Source organism: Streptomyces sp. NPDC048565, assembly GCF_040650935.1.
Taxonomy (GTDB): Bacteria; Actinomycetota; Actinomycetes; order Streptomycetales; family Streptomycetaceae; genus Streptomyces.
The window spans coordinates 60,495-79,500 of record NZ_JBEZIH010000015.1; the positions used below are offsets into that span (position 1 = coordinate 60,495).

General features: G+C 71.7%; 11 protein-coding genes. 2 read left to right on the plus strand and 9 right to left on the minus strand.

Annotated features, from left to right (window positions below):
- The first annotated feature begins 11 nt into the window (after nt 1–11).
- Nucleotides 12–890, plus strand: coding sequence for a geranyl diphosphate 2-C-methyltransferase (locus AB0C75_RS19400; RefSeq protein ID WP_362892328.1), 879 nt, complete (start codon nt 12–14; stop codon nt 888–890).
- 807 nt (nt 891–1,697) lie between these two features.
- Here AB0C75_RS19400 and AB0C75_RS19405 read toward each other — a convergent pair.
- Genes AB0C75_RS19405 through AB0C75_RS19415 form a run of 3 tightly spaced genes read right to left on the minus strand, consistent with a single transcriptional unit; the run spans nt 1,698 to nt 3,501 of the window.
- Entirely contained in the window at nt 1,698–2,144 is a 447-nt protein-coding gene (locus AB0C75_RS19405; RefSeq protein ID WP_362892329.1) for a heme-binding protein, read from the minus strand.
- Between the two features lie 23 nt (nt 2,145–2,167).
- Nucleotides 2,168–2,488, minus strand: coding sequence for an NIPSNAP family protein (locus tag AB0C75_RS19410; RefSeq protein ID WP_362892331.1), 321 nt, complete (start codon nt 2,486–2,488; stop codon nt 2,168–2,170).
- A gap of 38 nt (nt 2,489–2,526) precedes the next feature.
- Nucleotides 2,527–3,501, minus strand: coding sequence for an NADP-dependent oxidoreductase (locus tag AB0C75_RS19415; protein ID WP_362892333.1), 975 nt, complete (start codon nt 3,499–3,501; stop codon nt 2,527–2,529).
- 153 nt (nt 3,502–3,654) lie between these two features.
- Here AB0C75_RS19415 and AB0C75_RS19420 point away from each other — a divergent pair, with 153 nt between their 5' ends.
- Nucleotides 3,655–4,032, plus strand: coding sequence for a helix-turn-helix domain-containing protein (locus tag AB0C75_RS19420; protein WP_362892336.1), 378 nt, complete (start codon nt 3,655–3,657; stop codon nt 4,030–4,032).
- 380 nt (nt 4,033–4,412) lie between these two features.
- Here AB0C75_RS19420 and AB0C75_RS19425 read toward each other — a convergent pair whose 3' ends face one another.
- From AB0C75_RS19425 to AB0C75_RS19450, 6 genes are all read right to left on the minus strand, one after another.
- Entirely contained in the window at nt 4,413–7,166 is a 2,754-nt protein-coding gene (locus AB0C75_RS19425) for a LuxR C-terminal-related transcriptional regulator (protein ID WP_362892338.1), read from the minus strand.
- An 800-nt stretch (nt 7,167–7,966) separates the two neighbouring features.
- Complete coding sequence (locus tag AB0C75_RS19430) at nt 7,967–10,375, minus strand: SDR family NAD(P)-dependent oxidoreductase (protein WP_362892340.1); 2,409 nt, start codon at nt 10,373–10,375, stop codon at nt 7,967–7,969.
- On the minus strand, nt 10,372–11,781 hold the full coding sequence (locus tag AB0C75_RS19435) for a cytochrome P450 (protein WP_362892342.1): 1,410 nt from the start codon (nt 11,779–11,781) through the stop codon (nt 10,372–10,374). The genes AB0C75_RS19430 and AB0C75_RS19435 overlap by 4 nt, the downstream gene beginning before the upstream one ends.
- Nucleotides 11,778–14,468, minus strand: a complete 2,691-nt coding sequence (locus AB0C75_RS19440) for an SDR family NAD(P)-dependent oxidoreductase (RefSeq protein ID WP_362892344.1) — start codon at nt 14,466–14,468, stop codon at nt 11,778–11,780. The genes AB0C75_RS19435 and AB0C75_RS19440 overlap by 4 nt, the downstream gene beginning before the upstream one ends.
- Complete coding sequence (locus AB0C75_RS19445; RefSeq protein ID WP_362892346.1) at nt 14,465–17,656, minus strand: SDR family oxidoreductase; 3,192 nt, start codon at nt 17,654–17,656, stop codon at nt 14,465–14,467. The genes AB0C75_RS19440 and AB0C75_RS19445 overlap by 4 nt, the downstream gene beginning before the upstream one ends.
- Nucleotides 17,653–19,005 carry an acyltransferase domain-containing protein gene (locus AB0C75_RS19450; RefSeq protein WP_362892348.1) on the minus strand — a complete coding sequence of 451 codons (1,353 nt, stop codon included), beginning with the start codon at nt 19,003–19,005 and terminating at the stop codon, nt 17,653–17,655. Before AB0C75_RS19450 ends, AB0C75_RS19445 begins: the two co-directional genes overlap by 4 nt.
- Between the last annotated feature and the right edge of the window lies 1 nt (nt 19,006).

Consider the following 19,006-nt stretch of genomic DNA (forward strand, 5'->3'; position numbering starts at 1 on the left):
CGGACCTTTCTATGACCAGCACCGAGCTCACCACCAACACCTCCCTCTTCATTCCCTCCCCGGCCTCGCCCTACCAAGGTGACATCGCCCGCTACTGGGACCAGGAGGCCAGGCCCGTGAACCTGCGTCTCGGCGACGTCGATGGGCTCTACCACCACCACTATGGCCTCGGCGACGTCGATCACGACTCTCTTGGCAACGCCGGCGACAGCGGGTACGAGAAGAAGCTGGTCGCCGAACTCCACCGCCTGGAGTCGGCGCAGACCGAAGTCCTCCTGGGCCAGCTCGGATCCCCCGGACGCGACGACACACTCGTCGACGCCGGCTGTGGGCGGGGCGGCTCCATGGTGATGGCCCACCAGCGATTCGGATGCAAGGTCGAAGGCGTCACCCTGTCGTCCAAGCAGGCCGACTTCGCCAACGAACGCGCCCATCAACTCGGCATCGACGACCACGTCCGCGCTCGTGTGTGCAACATGCTCGGCACGCCCTTCGAGACGGGTCAGGCCGCGGCCTCGTGGAACAACGAGTCGAGCATGTACGTCGACTTGGAGGACCTCTTCGCCGAGCACTCCCGTGTCCTCAAGGTAGGCGGCCGCTACGTGACCATCACCGGCTGCTGGAACCCGCGTTACGGGCAGCCCTCGAAGTGGGTCTCCCAGATCAACGCCCACTTCGAATGCAACATCCACTCTCGCCGCGAATACCTGCGGGCCATGGCGAACAACCGCCTCGTCCCGCAGACCGTCATCGACCTGACCCCGCAGACCCTGCCCTACTGGGAGCTTCGGGCCACGTCTTCCCTGGTCACCGGAATCGAGGAGGCGTTCATCGAGTCGTACAAGGACGGCTCCTTCCAATACGTCCTGATTGCAGCCGACCGCGTCTAACCAACCGTGGACCAGCGGGGCTGGGCCCGTCACCCGACGGACTCATCCCCGCCCCAAGCTGGCCGGCAACGAGGCACGCACCTCCAGACCCTCAGTCCCGAGATGAATCCGCCTCATGGCAACGGAGTCCCTGACTGCACGGTGGCGCTTAATGGTCCTGAGCCGGCACCTGATGGGCCCGGAGAATCATCGTCCCCGGGGTGAGCGCACCAACCAGTACCTTCTGGCCAGGCAAAACGAGATTTAGCGACACTTCCGGATACGGCACGTCAGGATCGCTCGCGTACTCGTAACGCGTAGGTCTCGGGTTCGAATCCCGAAGGCGGCTCCGGAAAACCCCAGGACTCACACGCCGTGACCTGGGGTTTTTCTTTCTTCTTGCGCCTTGTGGTTCCTCCGGTCCGGTCGGAAGACGCGACGTGGCGGCGCTGATGGTCCGGCGGCCTCGTCGCGCAGGTACGTCCCGGGCCGGAGAGCCGGTGCCTCGGCCGAGGTGACCCGCCGGATCGGCCCCACCGGCGGCCGCGCCCGCGTCCGTATCGGTGCCACCGCTTTCGACGCGGAAGTCCCGCTGCCATGCGGCGGTGTCCAGCGTGATGGTCTCTCCGACGGCGGCCTTCGCGGAGCGGGCCGTACCCGCGTCGCGCACCACTTCACCCTCGCGGGGCGCGGCCCGCCGCCTCGGGCGCCTCGGCGTCGCTGGCGGTGAGCTCTACCGGCGTACCCGCTCATGCCGTCGCTTCCACAGCAGATCACCTCGACCGCCGCGAACGGAGCCGCGGAGGAGACGTAACCCCGTGAGAGAGTTCAGGCCGGCAGGTCGAGGCCGAGGGCGGTCAGGGCCGTCTCCGCGGCTTGCTGGTCCTGCTCGTAGGTGCCGCCGGAGACGCCCAGACCACCGATGCAGTGGCCGTTCTCGGTGATCGGGTAGCCGCCACCGACCGCCACCAGGCGCGGATGGTGCGCCAGGGGAGCAACCTGATGGTCAGCCAGGTAGTCGTTCCAGACATGGGTGGGGGTGCGGAAGGATGCGGCGGTCCAGGCCTTGTCGACCGCGACCTCGGCAGTGAGGAACGGCGCGCCGTCGGTGCGGTCGAAAGCCTTGAGATGGCCTCCTGCGTCGGTGATGGCGACGGCTGCCTCGAAGCCGCCCTCGGCTGCGGCGGCGTGAACGGCAGCGATCAGCGCGCGGGCCGCGGCCTGGGTGATCGAGGATGCGGGGGATGACAAGGCCGGGAGGGTGTCGGTGTTCAAGGGTGTTCTCCTGCGAGGTGGTGTCACCGCAACGGTGAGGCGGGCGTGGGTATGGCGCGGGTGACGACGGACCGCTCCGGGATGAGCAGTCCGTGGACCACCGGACCGATCTCGTTCTTCCAGCGGTCGCTCTCGTACACGGCCGCATACTGCGCCTCGCGCTGGGCCTCGTCCTCGAAGCGGCGGATCCAGACGTAGCCGTCCTGGTCCTGCTCGTCGGTGAACGAGGCGACGACGTTGATGCCCTTGGAGGCCTGGAACGGGATGACCACGGCCTCCATGTAGTCGACCCATGCGTCGCGCCGTCCGGGTCGGCTCCGGTAGCGGCGTATCTCGTAGAACACGTGGGTGCTCCTTCCCGTCGGGGGATCCCGTCGAGGGATCAGGCCGTGGTGCGGAGGACGAGCTTGCCGCGGGTGCGGCCGTGCTCACCTCGGATATGGGCATGGGCGGCTTGCTCCAGTGGGAAGACCTCCTCGACCTCGACCGCGACCTGTCCAGCGTCGATGAGTGCGGCGATGCGTGTGAGTGCCTGGCCGTCCGGCTCCACGAGGAACGAGGTGGCCCGGACCTCGCGCGCCGCTGCAGCGTCGGCCAGTTCAGGGGAGACGCCGGCGGGGACGGCGATGAGGAGGCCGCCGGGGCGCAGCACCTCCAGCGAGCGCAGGCTGGTCCTGTCGTGGGTATCGCCGACCAGGTCGATGACGACGTCGATGTCCCGGACGACGTCCTCGAAGCGGACGGCGGTGTAGTCGACGACCTCGTCCGCGCCCAGCTCCTTGAGCCACGCGTGGCGGGCACTGCTGGCGGTGGCGACGACGCGCGCGCCCAGGTGCTTGGCGAACTGCACCGCGAAGTGCCCGACTCCACCGGCGGCGGCGTGGACCAGCACGCGTTGCCCGGCCCGGACGTCGGCGGTGTCCAGCAGCGCCTGCCACGCGGTCAGTGCTGCGAGCGGCACGGCGGCGGCCTGCTCGTGATCGACTGTCGTCGGCTTGTGGGCGAACTGCCGGGCGGGGGCGGTGACGTACTCGGCGTAGCCGCCGGCCGCGCGGGGGAACCACGGCATCCCGTAGACCTCGTCGCCCTCCTTGAGGGTGGTCACGCCGAAGCCGACTGACTCCACCACGCCGGAGACGTCCCAGCCGAGCACGAACGGCGGCTGACCGAGCACTCCGGCCATGCCGCTGCCTGCCCGGGTCTTCCAGTCCACCGGGTTCACCCCGGCGGCGTGCACGCGCACCAGTACCTCCGTCGGCAGCGGCTGCGGCCGGGGCACCTCGTGGACCCGCAGCACCTCCGGGCCCCCGAAATCGTCCTGGACCACTGCGCGCATCGTCTTCTTCTCTGCGGACATGCTTCATCCCTCGAAATCGCATGGTGCGGAAGCCGTGCGGCGCTCCTGGGCCGTGACCTCCGTGCTGGCGGGAATGACGCTAGGCCCGAGGGTGTAGTTACCTGCAAGGGGAATTACTTCCCATTGGGAAGCATCCAGGTGAGGAGCGTATGAATGACGACCATCTGCCCGACCGGCCAGCACGCGCACCACGACGTCTACGCCGCGCAGTGCCCGTGTCGCGCGCTGCTCGACCTGCTGGCCAACAAATGGTCGGCCTTGGCCGTCGGCGCACTCGAAGAGAGGCCCCAGCGGTTCGGCGCACTGCAACGCCAGCTCCAGGGCGTCAGCCCCAAGGTACTCACCCAGGCCCTGCGCCGCCTGGAGGACTTCGGGCTCGTCGACCGCACCGTCTACCCGGCCGTTCCGCTGCACGTCGAATACGCCCTCACCGCCCTCGGCAGGAGCGCCGCTGTCCCCCTCAACCAGCTCCGCGCCTGGGTCGAGGACAACATCGACCGAACCCGCCCCAGCCAGGCGCCCGCGCAGTAGGGGAACGGTCTGACGGGCGGCTTGTAGGGGGCCCGCAGATTCTCCTGCTCGTCTCTCCGGCTCGACCGGCGACAGGACCGTCGGCGCACAGCGCGGCGGCCGCGAGTGCGGGCAGCGCGTACACATGCTCGGCCGGACAGGAGTGGTACTCACCTCGCCAGCCTGCCGGTTCCGCCACCGGATCCTGGCGGGCCGCGTTGTGTGGCACGACGGGATCCGGCCTGAGTCCATGTGTTCCTCGGCGGGTTCACATGCTCAGCAGAAGACCGCCTGCGGGTGAGACAGCTACGGTCCCGGGTGATCACGTACGAAGACCCGTTCGGCCCGGGGCCGAAGAGCCGGCCGGGGCGCCGTCCAGGAGGCGGGGGCCGTCAGGCCCGTCACAGGGGTGACAGGTGGGCACCGCGCTCCGTCGCCTCCTGCCCCGGGGACCGGTGGAGGGCCTGCCGCGCTGTGATGCCCAGCTTGTGGTAGATGCGGTGCAGATGGTTCTCGACTGTCCGCACCGACACCACCAGCCGGAGCGCTATGTCGCGGTTGGACATGCCGGTGGCGGCGAGTGCGGCCACCTCCCGCTCGCGCGGGGTGAGCGGGGCCATGGCGCCGTGGCTCTCGTCCACCATCCACGAGGGGAGGGTGCAGGTGCCGCCACGGAGCAGGTCCTCACAGGTGGCCCAGGCCTCCCGGCCCTTTCGGCGCTGTCCGGCGGCCCGGTGGGCGCGCGTGGCCTGGGCCGCAGCCTCGGCGGCGAGCGGCAGCGCGCCCATCTCCGCGAACTGGCGGGAGACCTTGATGAGCGCGTTCCCGTCGGCCTCTGCCAGCGCCTGGATGTGGTCGGCCATCGCCCGGGCGATGGCGCCGCCGCACTGTGCGGCGAGCTGCCGCGCACGGGCCCGGAAGCGGTAGGAGGCGTTCTCCTTGATCCGGGCGACCAGGTGCAGGGCCGCCAGGGCGGTGGCCGTGCGCCCTCCGGCTGCCGCGCGTTCGGCGAGTTCGAGGGCGCCGGAGGCGGCTCCGGAGCGATCGCCGGTGTGGGCGAGGACCAGAGCCCGGTCGTAGGCGATCTCGTCGTCGGCGATCGGGTGGGAGACGGCTTCGCTCTGCACGGTACGGGCTTCCACCAACGTGCGCAGTGCCTCCGCGTGCTGCCCCGACTCGACCAGCGCACCGGCCAGTTGAGCGAGCGGCCACGCGCGGGTGACCGGCCATTCGTGTCCGGTGTCGACGGCGGCCGCCTGCCGCAGGAGTGCCACCGCGCGCTGCGGTTCGCCGCGGAGCCGTAACAGCCGGGCTCGCGCCAGGACGGTCTGGAGCAGCACCGGCCAGCGGTCGGCGTCGTAGCGGCGTGGGGTGTCCAGCGCGTCCGCCGCACCCCTGAGATTGCCCGTGAGCCACAGAAATCGGGCCGCGAGGGCGTCCAACAGGACCACCGCGTCGGTGTCCCAGTCGAAGGATGCCGCCCGGTAGCGGCTCAGCAGCTCCGACGCGCCTGCCGGGTCCCCGAGTTCGGCACGGGCGAGCGCCACCACCGGAACCAGGCCCTGGGTGACGGCTGTACCGGCGTCCCCGGTCCGCAGCACCGCTGCACCGATGTTGACGGCCTCCTGCAGACGGTCGGACATCACGGCGATCAGGGCGCGACTGCCGTGCAGCACTCCCGCCTGCCCGGGCCCGAGGGCGGCGACGGCACGGTCCAGCACCGTACCGGCGTCCTGGACCCGCCGCAGCCGCCAGGCCAGGTTGACCACCCGGGCGTGCACGGCGGCGATGTACTCGGCCTGCGGCACGTCCACCGCGGTGTTCAGAGCGGTGTCGAAGACCGCTTCGGCCTCCTGGTGGCATCCACTGCCGATCAGGACCTCGCCGAGCAGCAGGGCGGCCCGGAGGGAGTCCCTGGGCGCGTCCGCGTGCTGGATCGCGTACGACACCATGCGGCACAGGGCCACCGTGCCCTCCCCGAAGTCGGACACCGAGCCGCGGTACGGCGGCTTTCCCGGGCCGATGACGCGCAGGGCGAGCAGGCACAGCCGCTCGGCGAGTTCGTACATCCGCTGCCGGACCGCGGTCCGGGCCGCGACGAGCACCTGTTCCCGCTCGGGTACGAGCCCGGCCTCGATGCGCAGGGAGACGACGCGAAGGATGTCCTCGGGGAGCCGTTTTCCCATGGCCTCCATCGCGTCCGCCACCTGGCGGCGCAGTCGCTGCGCGGTGAGATCGGACATCCGGGAGGCGACCACCATCCGGCTGAGCGGAACGGCCAGTCGCAGTTCCACACGCGTACCGTTGTGACGGACGGCCACGATGCCGCGCAGATCCAGGGACTCGGCCGCATGCGCGAGTCCGGACGCCGCGGCGATGTCCATCTCCAGCGGCTCGGCGACAGCCAGCATGTTGACCAGTTCGCGCTCCTCGAAGCTGAGGTCACGCAGTCCGAGGCGGATGAGTTCGGACAGCCGGCGGCCGGGAGGGGCGGTGAGGCCCTCCCACACCCAGACCCCGTCCACGCAGCGCAGGGACTCCTTCTCCACGGTGTGGTCGACGAGTTCGCGCAGCATCAGCGCGTTGCCGTGCGTGGCGGCCCACAGCCGTTCCAGAGTGGCCGCGTCCGTGTGACCGCCGAGCCGGGCGTGCAGGACGTCGCGGAGCGCCGAACGGTCGAACGGTGCCACATCGATGTGGTCGATGAGCTGGTCCACCCAGAGTTTGTCGATGCCGGCGGGTGCGGCGACGTCCTTGCGGCTGGTGGCGAGCACGCTGAGGCGCCCCGCCGCCAGGAGCCGGTGGAGCCGGTGGCCCGACGCGTCGTCGACGAGGTGGGCGTCGTCGATGCCGACGAGCGGGCGGTCGGAGGCCGAGCCGCTCAGGGTCGCGGGTTCGATCGAGGACAGGCATTCGCCGAGTGACCCGTACCCCTTGGTGCGGGCGCCGCTGCTCCAGCTCGCACCGCCGACGGAAAGGACGGTGCGGCCGGCGTCGGAGGCGCGTTCCAGCGCGGTGGCGAGGAGCAGGCTCTTGCCTACGCCTGGCCCGCCTACCAGAAGCGCGCCGCCACTGCGTGCGAGTGCACGCTCGACAGCATTGAGTTCGGATTGTCTACCAGTTATCGGCCAGCGGAACAAAACCTCTGTCGACATTTGTTTTCATGCCCCCGCAGAAGGAATGTCAGCACTCTCGAATGAACACCACGTGGTCCTCGGGTTGTCTGACTTGTTCCTATTTCTTGAACGCTGCGTGTCGAGGGGGCGGATAGGTCGGAAAAAATCCGCCAACATCTGACAGGACAAGCCGTTTTTAGTCCGAGTCTGACTGAGAACCAACAATTTCGGTCAAGTATAGACCGGCACCTTGAGAGTAAATCTGACGATGACCTGACGGGTATAGGAACACTCAAATCGCCTGATACATAGGCTGCCGACTGTCGACAGGAACCCCGACCGGCAAGGTGAACCGGCAACACTGACTTCGATTTCGCGGGTTTCGGCCGAGCACAGCCAGGCGTATTCCTTTCCTTGCTTTCCGGTCAGGATCGGTCGGCCGCGTGCTATCTCCGGGCGGCTTGCCAGGAGAGCGTCCGCTCTCGGTGCGGGGGCGTCCGGAGGCGAATGCCTCGGGGGGGGGGCGGGGACCGAGAGTGACTGCCCTCAGGCAGGCAGGCCGGGCGGCGGCCAGGCGCCGGTGCTGCGCGCGCCGGCGCCGCGCCCGGAAGGACGCGACCGGCCATCCTGCGACATGAGTTCGTCAGATGTCTCGGCACTGACGGGCTCAGCCGTCCACGGTGACGGGCTCCTCCTCCGCCGGGACCGCGTCGCCCCCTTGCTGCCGAACCGACGCTCCGCCGGACTCGACCTCGGGCCGCTTGGGGGAGACTCCGCCCGCCGTCGTCAGCGGCCGGTGCTCCCGCGGCGCGGAGCTCGGGTCGGCCCCGTCGTCGTGGTCAGCCGGTGAGGGCGACCCCCTCCGCCAGGAACACCTGGCGCCCGGCGCGGGCGCCCCACCACTCGCCGGGTGCAGCCCCGGCCCGCAGTAGGTCCACCTGCTGTGCCCCCGGGCTCAGCAACAGCCGTCCTATCGTGAGCGTGCCCAGGGTGTCCCGGGCACAGGAGCGGTCCGCCTCGCGCACGAGCGCCTCGACGGCCGCGGGCGAGACCGTGTGAGCGGGAGGGAAGGGCGCCGTCCACAGGTCGGCAGGCGTCACAGGTCCGAGCGCGAACGCTCCCGCGTCATCGGGCTCCGGCCGTTCCTCCCGGAACACCACCCCGGCCCAGTCCAGCCACCCGGCGTCCGGACCGGCGTCTTCGCCGGGCACCGGGCGGGTGCCGGGTGGCCCGGCGGGGAGCGTGGCCGGTTCGGGGCCGTACACCAGGGTGGCGCCCGCCACGTGCTCACCGGCCGGGTCGCACACGGTGACGTCCACGTGCCATGCACCGTCCCGCCGGACGCCCTCGGCCCTCCGGTGCAGGATCAGGCGTCCGCCGGTGAGGCGCAGCCCGGCCAGGCGGACGGTGAACCGGTGCACCTCCCGCAGGTGCAGAAGCGGCCAGCCCTCCGGCACCACCCAGTCGCCCGCTGCCACCAGGTGCTCCAGGACGACACCGACGGGAACGGCCGGTGTGCCCTCGATCCGCAGATCCGTCAGGCACGGGTGCACTCCGGCGTCCAGCGTCCACCGCGTGCGCAGCGACCGGAACAGCGCGTACTCCTCGACCTCGCCGAGGTGGTGGTCCAGCGCGTGCAGCCGGGGCAGGTCCGGGTGGCCGGTCAGCATGCCGAAGCCGCGGAGCTGGCCCGGTGCCAGGACGGCCCCGATCCGGCCGAGGAAGACCGTTTCGCCGGTGTGCCCGGAAGCGATCTCCTCCGCCCAGCGGCGGGCGCCCTCTCCGGGGTCGAGCGTGGAGACGTACCGGACAGCCGCAGAGTAGTTGGCGATGACACCGAGGCGTTCCCACGTCGGCCAGCACAAGGTCTGCACCGGCAGACCCAGGTTGTCACGGGCCCAGAACCCGAGCCGGGCCAGTGCCTCGTTGCCCGCCGCGTAGTCGATCTGGCCGACCATCCCGCCCATCCGGCCGGCCAGCGAGCCGACATTGCTCAACAGTCGGAGCGCGGCCCGCCGTTCGGGTCGGGCGAGGACCGCACGGACCAGCTGGGCGAAGCCGGTCACCTTGACGTCGACCGTACGCACCACGGACTCGGCCGACTTGCGGTCGAAGCGGGCGGGCTCGTCGATGCCGGCGTTGTGCACCACGTACTGCGGGCCGTCTCCGAGTGCGGCGAAGACGCTCTCGACCTGCTCGGCGTCCGTGCAGTCGCAGCGCAGGTAGTCGATGCGCAGCCTGTCGGCGGCCGCCCGCTCCAGATTGCCGAGGACCGTACGGGCCTCGTCGGCGCGGCGGATCTCCTGGCGCAGCTCCGTCAGTTCCCCGGGGGTGCGGGCCCGGGCCATCCGGCGGCGCCTCCACAGCGCGAACGCCTCGTCGTCCAGAGATGTCGCCTCGCCCGCCTCAGGCCGCTCGCCGCGGCCGGTGACCACGACCCGGCAGCCGAAGGTCTCGGCGAACGAGCGAGCGGCCGCGAAGCCGACCCCGCGTGCGCCGCCGGTGATCAGTACGGTGTCGGCGGGGCCCGGCGGCCGCTGCCCCGGCGGGCAGGCGGGCGCCGGACGGCCGGCCAGGACATGGCGTACGCCGTCGCGGTAGCCGACCTCGAAGTGGGCGGGCCGTACGTACTCCCGCTCGACGGCGTCCGCGATCGCCACGGCGTCGGCCCGGTCCAGATCGACCACGACCACGCCCGCGGCGGGAAGTTCTCGTGGCAGGCACTTGGCGAAACCGGCCCAGATGCCGCCGAGCGGCTGCGGTACCCGGCTCTCTCCGTGGCCCGACAGGCCGCCGAGGTGGGTCAGAGCGAGATAGACATGGCGGCCGAAACGCGCTTCCTCGCTCCAGCGCGGGTAGGCGGCGTGGATCGCCTCGGTGGTCCGGGTGAGCGCCGGGCGCCAGTCGGTGTCGCCCAGTTCGTACGTCAGGCCGGTCACGTTGAGGTCGACGATGCCGTCCCAGCCATCGGCGCTCAGCGGGGTGTCCGGGTCCGAACGCACGACCAGCGCGCCGCGTGCGCCGAGCTCCCGGGCCACGCCGGCCACCAGGGCGGCGGACTCACCGACCAGGAGCATCCGCATCCCGGCCAGCGGGCGGGCCCCGGCGGGGCCGGGATGCGGGACGGGGAGGGGTTCCCAGACGAACCGGTCCACCGGGCGCACGAACGCGTCCGGGTCGAAGGAGGACAGGTGCGGCCGGAGTGCCGGCCACGCGGCCGCGGCCGGGTCACCGGTGGGCGTCTTCATCGGGTGCGCTCCTGGACCTTCACCCGGATACCGCCCTTGGGGAACAGCGTGATGAATGCTCCTCCGCGGACCGTTTCCTGCTCCAACGAGATCCGGAACCGGCCGGCGACCGCGGCGACCGTCTGCTGGAGCAGCGCGAGTCCCATCCGTTTGCCGATGCACTGACGTCTTCCGCCACCGAACGGCAGGTACGCCGAACGGTCCTGGGCGGGGGAGTTCCCCGGCCGGAAGCGCTCCGGGTCGAACCGCTCGGGGTCCTCCCACTGCTCCGGGTTGTAGTGCGCCCCGTAGACGGACACGAGCAGCGGGGTGCCTGCGGGGATATGGTGGTCGGCCAGGACGTCGTCCTCGATGGCCTCGCGGGTGAACTGCCAGACCGGTGGGTGCATCCGCAGGCTCTCGTCCACGACCATCGACGCGTAGGTGAGGCCGTCCAGCTCCGTGGCGGTCGGCGGCCGGCCGCCCAGCACCTGGTCCGTCTCCTCCTCCAGCCGGTCGCGCACCTCCGCCAGGCGGGCGACCTCGTACAGCGTCCAGCACAGCGAGAGTGCCGTCGTCTCCACACCGGCCAGGAAGAGGGTGATCAGGTCGGCCCAGAGAGCGTCGTCCGGGAGGTCCGACTCGCGTATGAGCGTGGCGACTTCGCCGCCGGCGTCGAGGTCGACGTCCCGGGCCGCTTCCGCGACGACCCGCTCCAGGGTGCGCCGGGCCCGCGCCACCCGGCGGCGGTAGGGGGTCGGGACGAACGAGGGGATCGCCTTGTCCACCGAGCCGACGTTCTTGAAGATCGCTTCCAGGGCGGTCGAGACCGCCGCGGCGAACTCGCCGCCGTCCTGGGAGAGGTCCTTGCCCACCAGGGCGATCCCCATCACCCGGCAGGTCAGCTTCATGGCTTCCGGGAAGAGGTCGAACGGCTGCCCGGTGCGGGCGTGTTCGGCCCACCGGTCGAGCAGCTCGGCGACCGCTTCATCACTGTGCGTGCCCCGGGCGGCTATCGCGTTCGGGGTGAAGGCCGAGTTGACGGCCTTGCGGTGGGCGCGCCAGTCGCCGTCGTCCAGGGTGAGCAGCCCACGTCCCATGAACAGTTCGAACGCCTCGTAGTAGGCGCCGCGCGCGTAGTTGTCGGGGTTGCCCTGGAGCACCCGGCGGATGCCGTCGGGTGCGGAGACCTGGACGGTCGGGTTGTGCGGCAGGATCGGCAGCTTCACCACGGTGCCGTGGTTGCGCTGGGCGCGCAGCGAGTAGCCAGGCGGGTCGGTGGCGTACGCCAGGGTGGAGATGGCCGGGGAGGACAGCGGGAAGGACGTCGGCCCTTCCACCGGTTTCGCCCGGATGCCGGTCATCGGGCAGGTGCCCGCTTCCCGGGGTGCGGAGGCGGCGGTGGCATCGTCCGGTGCGTCGGTCATGGTGTCGTCTCCTCAGCGGTGCTACGGCGTCCGCGGTACTCGCCGGTGGTCTGGTTCACATGGCCGAGTACGACTCCGGTCATGTCCTTGATCTGCAGGACGACGTCCCCGTCGGCGGTGACGGCGACAGCCCGGTTGTCCTCCGCGCTCTCCAGGTCGAGCCGGGCGGGCAGGGAGTAGAGCTCGACCCGGGTGCCGGCGGCGGCCAGCGTGGCGTCGGTGTGGCCTCCGTAAAGGTCGATGCGCCGGATCGTGCGCGGCACGGCGAGGGGGGTCCAGTCACCGTCGCTCCGGTCGAGGACGGAGGTCCGGGCCAGGCCGTCGAGCAGGACCGAGGGCACGACGAGGCCGGAGAACCAGCGCTCGATGCCCGGCCGGTCCGGCACGTAGCGGGCGCGTCTGCCGTGCGGGTGGGCGCGGGTGTCGCCGGTGGACACGAAGACCCCGCTCAGCAGGACGGCGGGATTGGGCAGGTGGTACGGGTCGGCCACGGGCTCGGCGCCCTGGTCGTCCCAGTGCTCCCAGCGCGGTGCGGTCACCGGTTCGTCCCGCAGCCTCACACGGGCGGAGAAGTGGCGGCGGTCCTTGACGAGCAGCTGCCCGCCCGGGGCCAGCACGTCGCCCGTCACCTCGACGTCCACGACGGACTCCCGCGGCCCGGACGAGACGAGTCGGGCGGTGATCTTCTTGGTCTCGCCGCGGCCGGGCCGGTAGACACGCAGGAACGCGTCGAGCCGGATGTCCTCCAGCACGGCCGGGACCCGGCCGGGCACCAGGTGCATGGCGGCCTGCGCGGCGAGTTCGGGGACGAAGGTGCCGGGCAGCGTCGGGTATCCGTTGACGACGTGCTCGCGCAGGTAGGCGTCCCGTTCCAGGGAGAAGGTGCGGAGCACCGTGAGCCGGTCCGGGCCGCGGTCGACGATGCCGTCGACGAAGAAGTCGGGCAGCGGTGGGCGGGCGGACCGCGAGGCGGGCGAGGGCTCCGGGCGCTGCGCCGGGGTGCGGCAGAAGTCAAGGTAGCCGGGAGCGGCCAGCTCCATCGTCGCCCGTTCGGCGTCACCGAACAGGACGGTGAGCGGCGCCGGTTCGACCTGGTCGAGCTCGTGGAGGAAGTGGCCGACCCCCTCCGGTGTGGGCATGGCGGTGAACTGCGCGCTCTTCGCAAGGAACCGCCGCATGATCGGGGTCGCGCCGAGGCCGACATCACGCCACAGCGTCCAGCCCATGGTGAACTCGCCGGCTCCCCGGTGGGCGCTGTGCGCGGCGGCGGTGTTGAGGTAGTCGTTCGCCGATCCGTAGTCGGTCTCGCCGTTCTGCCCGGTGAATCCCACGAAGGAGCCGAAGTTGCACCAGCGGCGGGGCATCCGGTCCCCGAACGCCGCCTTGAGGTTGGCGTAGGTGCGTACCTTCAGATCGCGGACGGTACGGAAGTCCGCGAGGCTCTTCTTGGCCACGGAGGCGGCCCGGTTGGTGCCCGCGATGTTGAGCAGCAGGTCGATGCCGTCCTTCTCCACGGCCTCGATCCGGCCGACGACGCGGCGTACGGCGTCCGGGTCACGGAGGTCGCAGGCGTGGTACGTCACCCGGCCCGCACCGCAGATCTCCTCCAGCGTGCGCACGGTGGCGCGCACCTCGGCGGCGGCGGCCAACCGGTCGTAGGCCGCGTTGGCCGCCCGCACGGTGAGACGGTCCGGCCCGGTGCTGTGCTCCCGGATGAAGTCCTGGCGGGCCGGGGCCGCGTCGACCGTGCCGGACCCGAGCGGGGTCGAGCCGATGACGTGGATCCGGGGCCGGTCGCGGTGGGCCAGCGCGTTGAGGAGCACCGCCCCGATGCCGCGGCCGCCGCCCGCCGCGACGACGGTGCGGGGCGCCCCGGCGGCGGCTCCGGCGGTGCCCGGGTCCTGCACGGCCTTGAGCAGAAGCCGGTCGCCGCCCGCGAACGAGACGACGGGCAGCAGTTGTCCGGCCAGGGACTCCGCCGCCGTGTCTGTCTCGGCGTCCTTCAGCACAGTGGCCTCGTGGACCACGGCCACCACCGACGAGGCCGCCCATTCGAGCGCCAGACTCTTGGTGAAGCCGGTGAACAGGCCGCTGCTCGGGTGTTGAACGCGGTCGGCGTCGATGCCGCCCAGAATGATCACGACGAACGACTCGGGCAGGGCCGGCAGCCCGGCGCAGGCCTTCGCCGTACGGAAGAGGGCGTCGTGCAGCCTCAGCAGCCGCTCGGAGGGTCCCTGGAGCGGATCCTCCCTGGACAGGTCGACCACGACCCGCACATGGAGTGGGGCGGCCCGGTGGACCGCCTCCTCCAGCGTGTCCTCCTGCGAAAGCGGCAACAGCTTCGTGTCCAGGGGGAGTTGGTAGGAGCCCAGCGCCGTGAGGCCGTCCGTCAGCAGGGCGGTGGACGGCGGGAAGAGCGGGGGCGGCGGGCCGGTGGCCGGCCGGGGCGCGGGGGCGAGGCGCAGGACGTGCCGGTCCAGGAGGCGGGGCTCGGTGGGCTTCTCGGAGGTGGGGCGGCGCAGCCGCAGGCGGCTGACGGGGCCGTCCGCCTCGATGGCGCGCTCGATGACCGCGGTGTCGGGGCCGGCCTGCGGCCCGTCCTGTTGGGACCGGGTGAGGAAGGCGATCAGTTCCCGGGCGCCCTCGGCGCCCAGCAGGGTGGTTGTTCCCTGACGCGAGGGGCTCACGCCGCCACGCTCCTTTCCACGACGGCCAGCACGGGCAGACCGGCCTCCTCGGCGAGCGACCTGCGGGTCATGACGAACAGAAAGGCTCCCTCGGCGGGGCGGCGGCCCGCGTCGTCGTTCCACCCGGGCAGCGCCGTGCCGTTGACGCCCGCGACCAGCGCGACGTCGATCTCCCGGAAGTCCAGGTAGGAACCAGCCACGTCGAACGCCTCCAGCAGGGACGCCTCGCCCGCGTCGACCGTGATGTTGAGGCCGCGCAGGTCGAAGTAGTTGGAGAGCCGCGCCGCGATGACGTTGGGCATCGCACCCGGGAACGAGTCCTCGGTGGGCGCGGCGATCAGTCCGGTGGCCCTCTCCTCCAGCCGCCGCACGAACTTGTCCGTGGTGGCAGGGTCGTCCACCCCCGCCACGACGTGGCCGATCTCGTCGAGGTAGGCACGTGACTTGTAGAGCAGGGCGTTGCGCGTGGCCCCGGTGTGGCCCACCACGACCCCGGTGGTGCGGTGGTGGCTCAGGCACAGCTCCCGCACCCGTTCGTCCAGCCCCTGCATACAGCGGACCATGGCCAGCTGGGTGCGGTCGGTGGCGCGCGCGGTGGGTGGCGGCATCCGCAGTTCCTGGAACGGTGGAACGGGGTACGTCGCCCCGAACGACGGCTCGAAGTCCTCGTCGTGGGGGTTCGTCGCCCAGGCCGCGACCTCCTCGGGCGAAGGGCTGCCGGGCAGCCGTGAGGACCAGCCGACCAGGACGAGTTCCTCGTCGAGCTGAGGGGGCAGAGCCGCCGGGCATCCGCTCCGGACCGCGTCGTGGTCCTCGGAGATGATCATGTGCGCGTTGGTGCCGCCGAACCCGAAGCCGGACACCGCCGCGCGGCGCGGGCGTTCACGGTCGGTGGACCAGGGCACGGGCTCCTGGGGCACGGTGAGGCCGCTCGCAGGGTCGGCGAGGGCGTCCGGCAGCCGGGAGAACCGGTACTGGGCGGGAATCACGCCATGGCGCAGTGCCAGCAGGGTGTGGATCACGGAGACCACGCCGGCCGCCCAACCGCAGTGGCCCACCAATGACTTGTTGGAGGTGACCTGCTGGACCCGGTCGCCGGAGTAGCCCCGGGCGAGACTGGTGAACTCGGCCTCGTCGCCCGCGGGGGTGCCGGTCGCATGGGCGACGATCCAGTCGACGTCGTCCGGGCCGAGCCCGCTGCGCTCGAACGCCCGCTCCACGGCGAGTTCCTGGCCCGCCGGGGCCGGTGCGTAGATGGCCTTGCCCCGGCCGTCGGCCGAGAGACCGATCGCCGAGATGACGCCCAGGACCCGGTCCCCGTCGGCGCGGGCGCGCGAGAGCCGCTTGAGCACGACGAGCCCCGCGCCGTCGGAGAACAGGGCGCCGTCCGCACCGGCGTCCAGGGCGCGCACGGCCCCGCCCGCGGAGAGCCCGTTCAGTTTGGCGAACAGGATCGAACCGCTGGGGGCCAGGGCGAAGGAGCCGCCGCACACCGCCACGTCGCTGCGGCCCGAGAGGAGATCACGCACTCCCAGGTCCATCGCGTACAGGGAGGAGGAGCAGGCGGTGTCCACCATGTGCAGCCGGGTGCCGTCCGGCAGGATGCCCTCCATCGCGTCCCGGCCGACGCGATGCGGGTGGTACGCCTCGCCGGGCGGGCCGCCCCGGCCGAACCGTTGCCGCAGGGCTTCTCCGACCGGTCCGTGCACGGCCTCGTCGCCGTCCTCGGCGAGGACGTCCATCGCGTGGCCGAGCACGTAGGACTCCTCCAGGTGCTGGCTGCCGTCCGGGGTGTAGCCGACGCAGAACGAGAAGCGGTCTCCGTCCGCGCGGCCCACGCCGTCGAGTGCCTGGTGGAGGCTGTGCCGCAGCCAGAGCGCGGTGTGGTCGAGTCCTGCGTCGGCGAGGCCTTCCGCCCGGAGCTTCTCGTGCGGGCGGAAGTCGGTGATGAAACCGGATCGCCGCTGGTAGGTCTTGTCGGGTGCACGGCGGTCCTCGGCGTGGAAGCGTGAGATGTCCCACCGGTCGGCGGGAGCGTCCACGAAGAGTTCGGCGCCTTCGGTGAGGAGCCGCCAGAAATCCTCGGGTGACGAGGCGCCGGGGATGGCCAGACCCATGCCCACGACCGCGATGGGATCGTCCGGCGACTCCACTCCCAGGGGGGGTGCGGCTGCCTCGGCGGGGGCGTGCACGGCATGGGCCGCGCCGGCCTCGTCGGGCACGGCTGTGGTGCCGGGGGCTGCGGTGTCGTGTAGGACCGTGGTGTCGGGGGGTGCCGTGTCGCCGGGCGGGGCGGGTTCCGGCTGTGCCCCTGCGGTCGTTCCGAGGCTCCGGTGCTGCGGCTCCGGCACCGCTTGCGGTGTCCGCGGCGGCGCGGCCTCCGGTGTCGGGGACATCGCGGAACGCAGCAGGGTCAGGCCGCCGTCCGCCAGGACCGTCTGGCCCGTCACCCAGCCCGAGCGCTCCGAACTGAGGAACAGGATGACCTCCGCCAGGTCCTCCGGGCGGCCGAGCCGGGACAGCGGGGTCGCCGCGACGGTGTTCGCCCGAACATCGTCGAAGGCGGGGAAGAGCTGGCCCACCGGGTTGTCGATGAGACCGCACGAGGCCGCGTTGACGCGGATCCGGTCGCCGGCGAGCTCTGCCGCCAGGTAGCGCGTCAGTGACTCCAGTGCCGCCTTCGAGACTCCGACCGGCAGGTAGTTGGCCGGTGTCGTCGCGGCTCCGAGGGAGGAGACGTTGACGATGGCGGCGCCCCGCCCTTCGGACGCCGCCAGCAGCGGGCGGGCGTACTGGGCGCACCACAGCGGGCCTTTGACGTTGGTGGCGTACGTACGGTCCAGCAGTTCCTCGGTGATCTCCTCGAAGGGGACGAACGAGCCGGTGGCCGCGTTGTTCACCAGGATGTCGAGCCGTCCGTGCTCCTCGGCGATCTCGCCGAACATGCGCTCGACCTGTGCCCGGCGGGCCACCGATGCCCGGATCAGCCGTACGTCCAGTCCCCGGTCGACGAGTGCGTCCACCTGCTGCTTGGCGGTGTCGTAGGAGTGGAAGCAGTTCAGCAGGACGGTCGCGCCGCGCTCCGCGAGCCGTTCGACGACGACCCGGCCGACGCTGCCCGCGCCGCCCGTGACCAGGGCGACGCGTCCGGCGAAGTCCGCGCCGGAGTGCGGGTCGGTGTGTGTCATCGTCCGGCCGCGCTTCCGGTGGCCGCGCCGTCGGTGGCACCGGCAGCCACGAAGTCGACCACCTTGCCGAAGGTGTCGTAGTCGGCGACCCGCAGTCCGGCCGGCGGCAGGCCCAGTCCGAAGCGGTCCCCCAGCCTGCTGAGAAGCTCGGTCTGCTTGACCGAGTCGACCCCGAGGTCCGCCTCCAGCTGTACGTCGTCCGTGAAGACCTCCTCCGGGTATTCCATCGCCTCGGCGTACAGGGCCCGGACCCGGGCGCTGAGGTCGTCACGGGTCGGTGCGGGCGCGGTCGTCGCGCCGGCCTCGGTCGCGACCTCGGATGCGGCCGGTTCGACGGCCGGTGTCATGGCCGCGGGGGCGGTGATCCGGGCCGTCGGGGACCGCAGGGCGGCGGCCGCCGCGGCGAGCCCCGCCTCCTCGTCCCGCCCGGCCAGCGGCGCGAGCACCAGGGTGCCCGGCAGGGCCTGCTCCACCAGGCTGCTGAGCGCCTGGCCGGCACCGGTCTCGACGAACACCCGCGCCCCGGCGGCGTGGAGGGCCGAGACGGCCGGTCCGAACTCGACCGGAGTGACCAGGTGGAGGGCGAGCAGCCGGGCCAGGTCGTCCGAGTCCCGGTAGAAGCGCCCCAGGATCGGCGAGTAGACCGGCACGGTGAGAGGCCGGGTGGTGAAGGAGGCGATCCGCTCGGCCAGGACGCCGCGCGCGTTCTCCAGCAGCGGATGGTGGAAGGGGTGCGGGGAGCGCAGCCGGGTGTGCGTGATGCCGAGCTGGGCGGCGATGCCTTCGGCCGTCCCGATCGCCTCGGCCCGGCCGGAGACGACGGACTGACGGCCGTTGTCGACGGCGAGTACGAGGTCGGGGTCGCCGATCAGCCCGACGATCCGGCCGGCGCGTTCGCTGTCGCAGCCCAGGGCGAGCATCGCGCCGCCGCTGTGGTCGTGTTCGCGTAGGACGGAGATCCGCTCACAGAGGATCGCCGTCGCGTCGGCCAGGTCCCACGCTCCCGCGCAGGTGAGCGCCGCGATCTCGCCGAGCGAGTGGCCCAGGTGCACCGAGGGTGCGGCCCCGCGTTCGGCGAGCAGCCGGTGGGTGGCGACGGCCGTCGCGAAGACGGCCAGCTGGAGGGTGTCAGGGGCGGACTCCAGCAGGGCGGCGGGACTTGGCGGCGAAGGCTGGAACACGGTCGCGGACGCCCCGCCGCCCGAGAGCTCCTTGGCGACCGCGTCCACCTCTTCGAAGGTGGAGCGCACCGCCCGGTCGCCGTTCTCCCAGTAGTCCTTCAGCGCGCCCGGTCGGTAGGCGCCCTGTCCGGGGAAGAGCGCAACAGCCATATCCAGTTCTCGGCTCATG

Excerpts from the sequence above, each read along its gene's own strand:
- AB0C75_RS19420 (WP_362892336.1), top strand. The coding sequence starts at position 3,655 with ATGACGACCATCTGCCCGACCGGCCAGCACGCGCACCACGACGTCTAC.
- AB0C75_RS19400 (WP_362892328.1), top strand. The coding sequence starts at position 12 with ATGACCAGCACCGAGCTCACCACCAACACCTCCCTCTTCATTCCCTCC.
- AB0C75_RS19425 (WP_362892338.1), bottom strand. The coding sequence starts at position 7,166 with ATGTCGACAGAGGTTTTGTTCCGCTGGCCGATAACTGGTAGACAATCC.
- AB0C75_RS19430 (WP_362892340.1), bottom strand. The coding sequence starts at position 10,375 with ATGAAGACGCCCACCGGTGACCCGGCCGCGGCCGCGTGGCCGGCACTC.
- AB0C75_RS19435 (WP_362892342.1), bottom strand. The coding sequence starts at position 11,781 with ATGACCGACGCACCGGACGATGCCACCGCCGCCTCCGCACCCCGGGAA.
- AB0C75_RS19450 (WP_362892348.1), bottom strand. The coding sequence starts at position 19,005 with ATGAGCCGAGAACTGGATATGGCTGTTGCGCTCTTCCCCGGACAGGGC.
- AB0C75_RS19445 (WP_362892346.1), bottom strand. The coding sequence starts at position 17,656 with ATGACACACACCGACCCGCACTCCGGCGCGGACTTCGCCGGACGCGTC.
- AB0C75_RS19415 (WP_362892333.1), bottom strand. The coding sequence starts at position 3,501 with ATGTCCGCAGAGAAGAAGACGATGCGCGCAGTGGTCCAGGACGATTTC.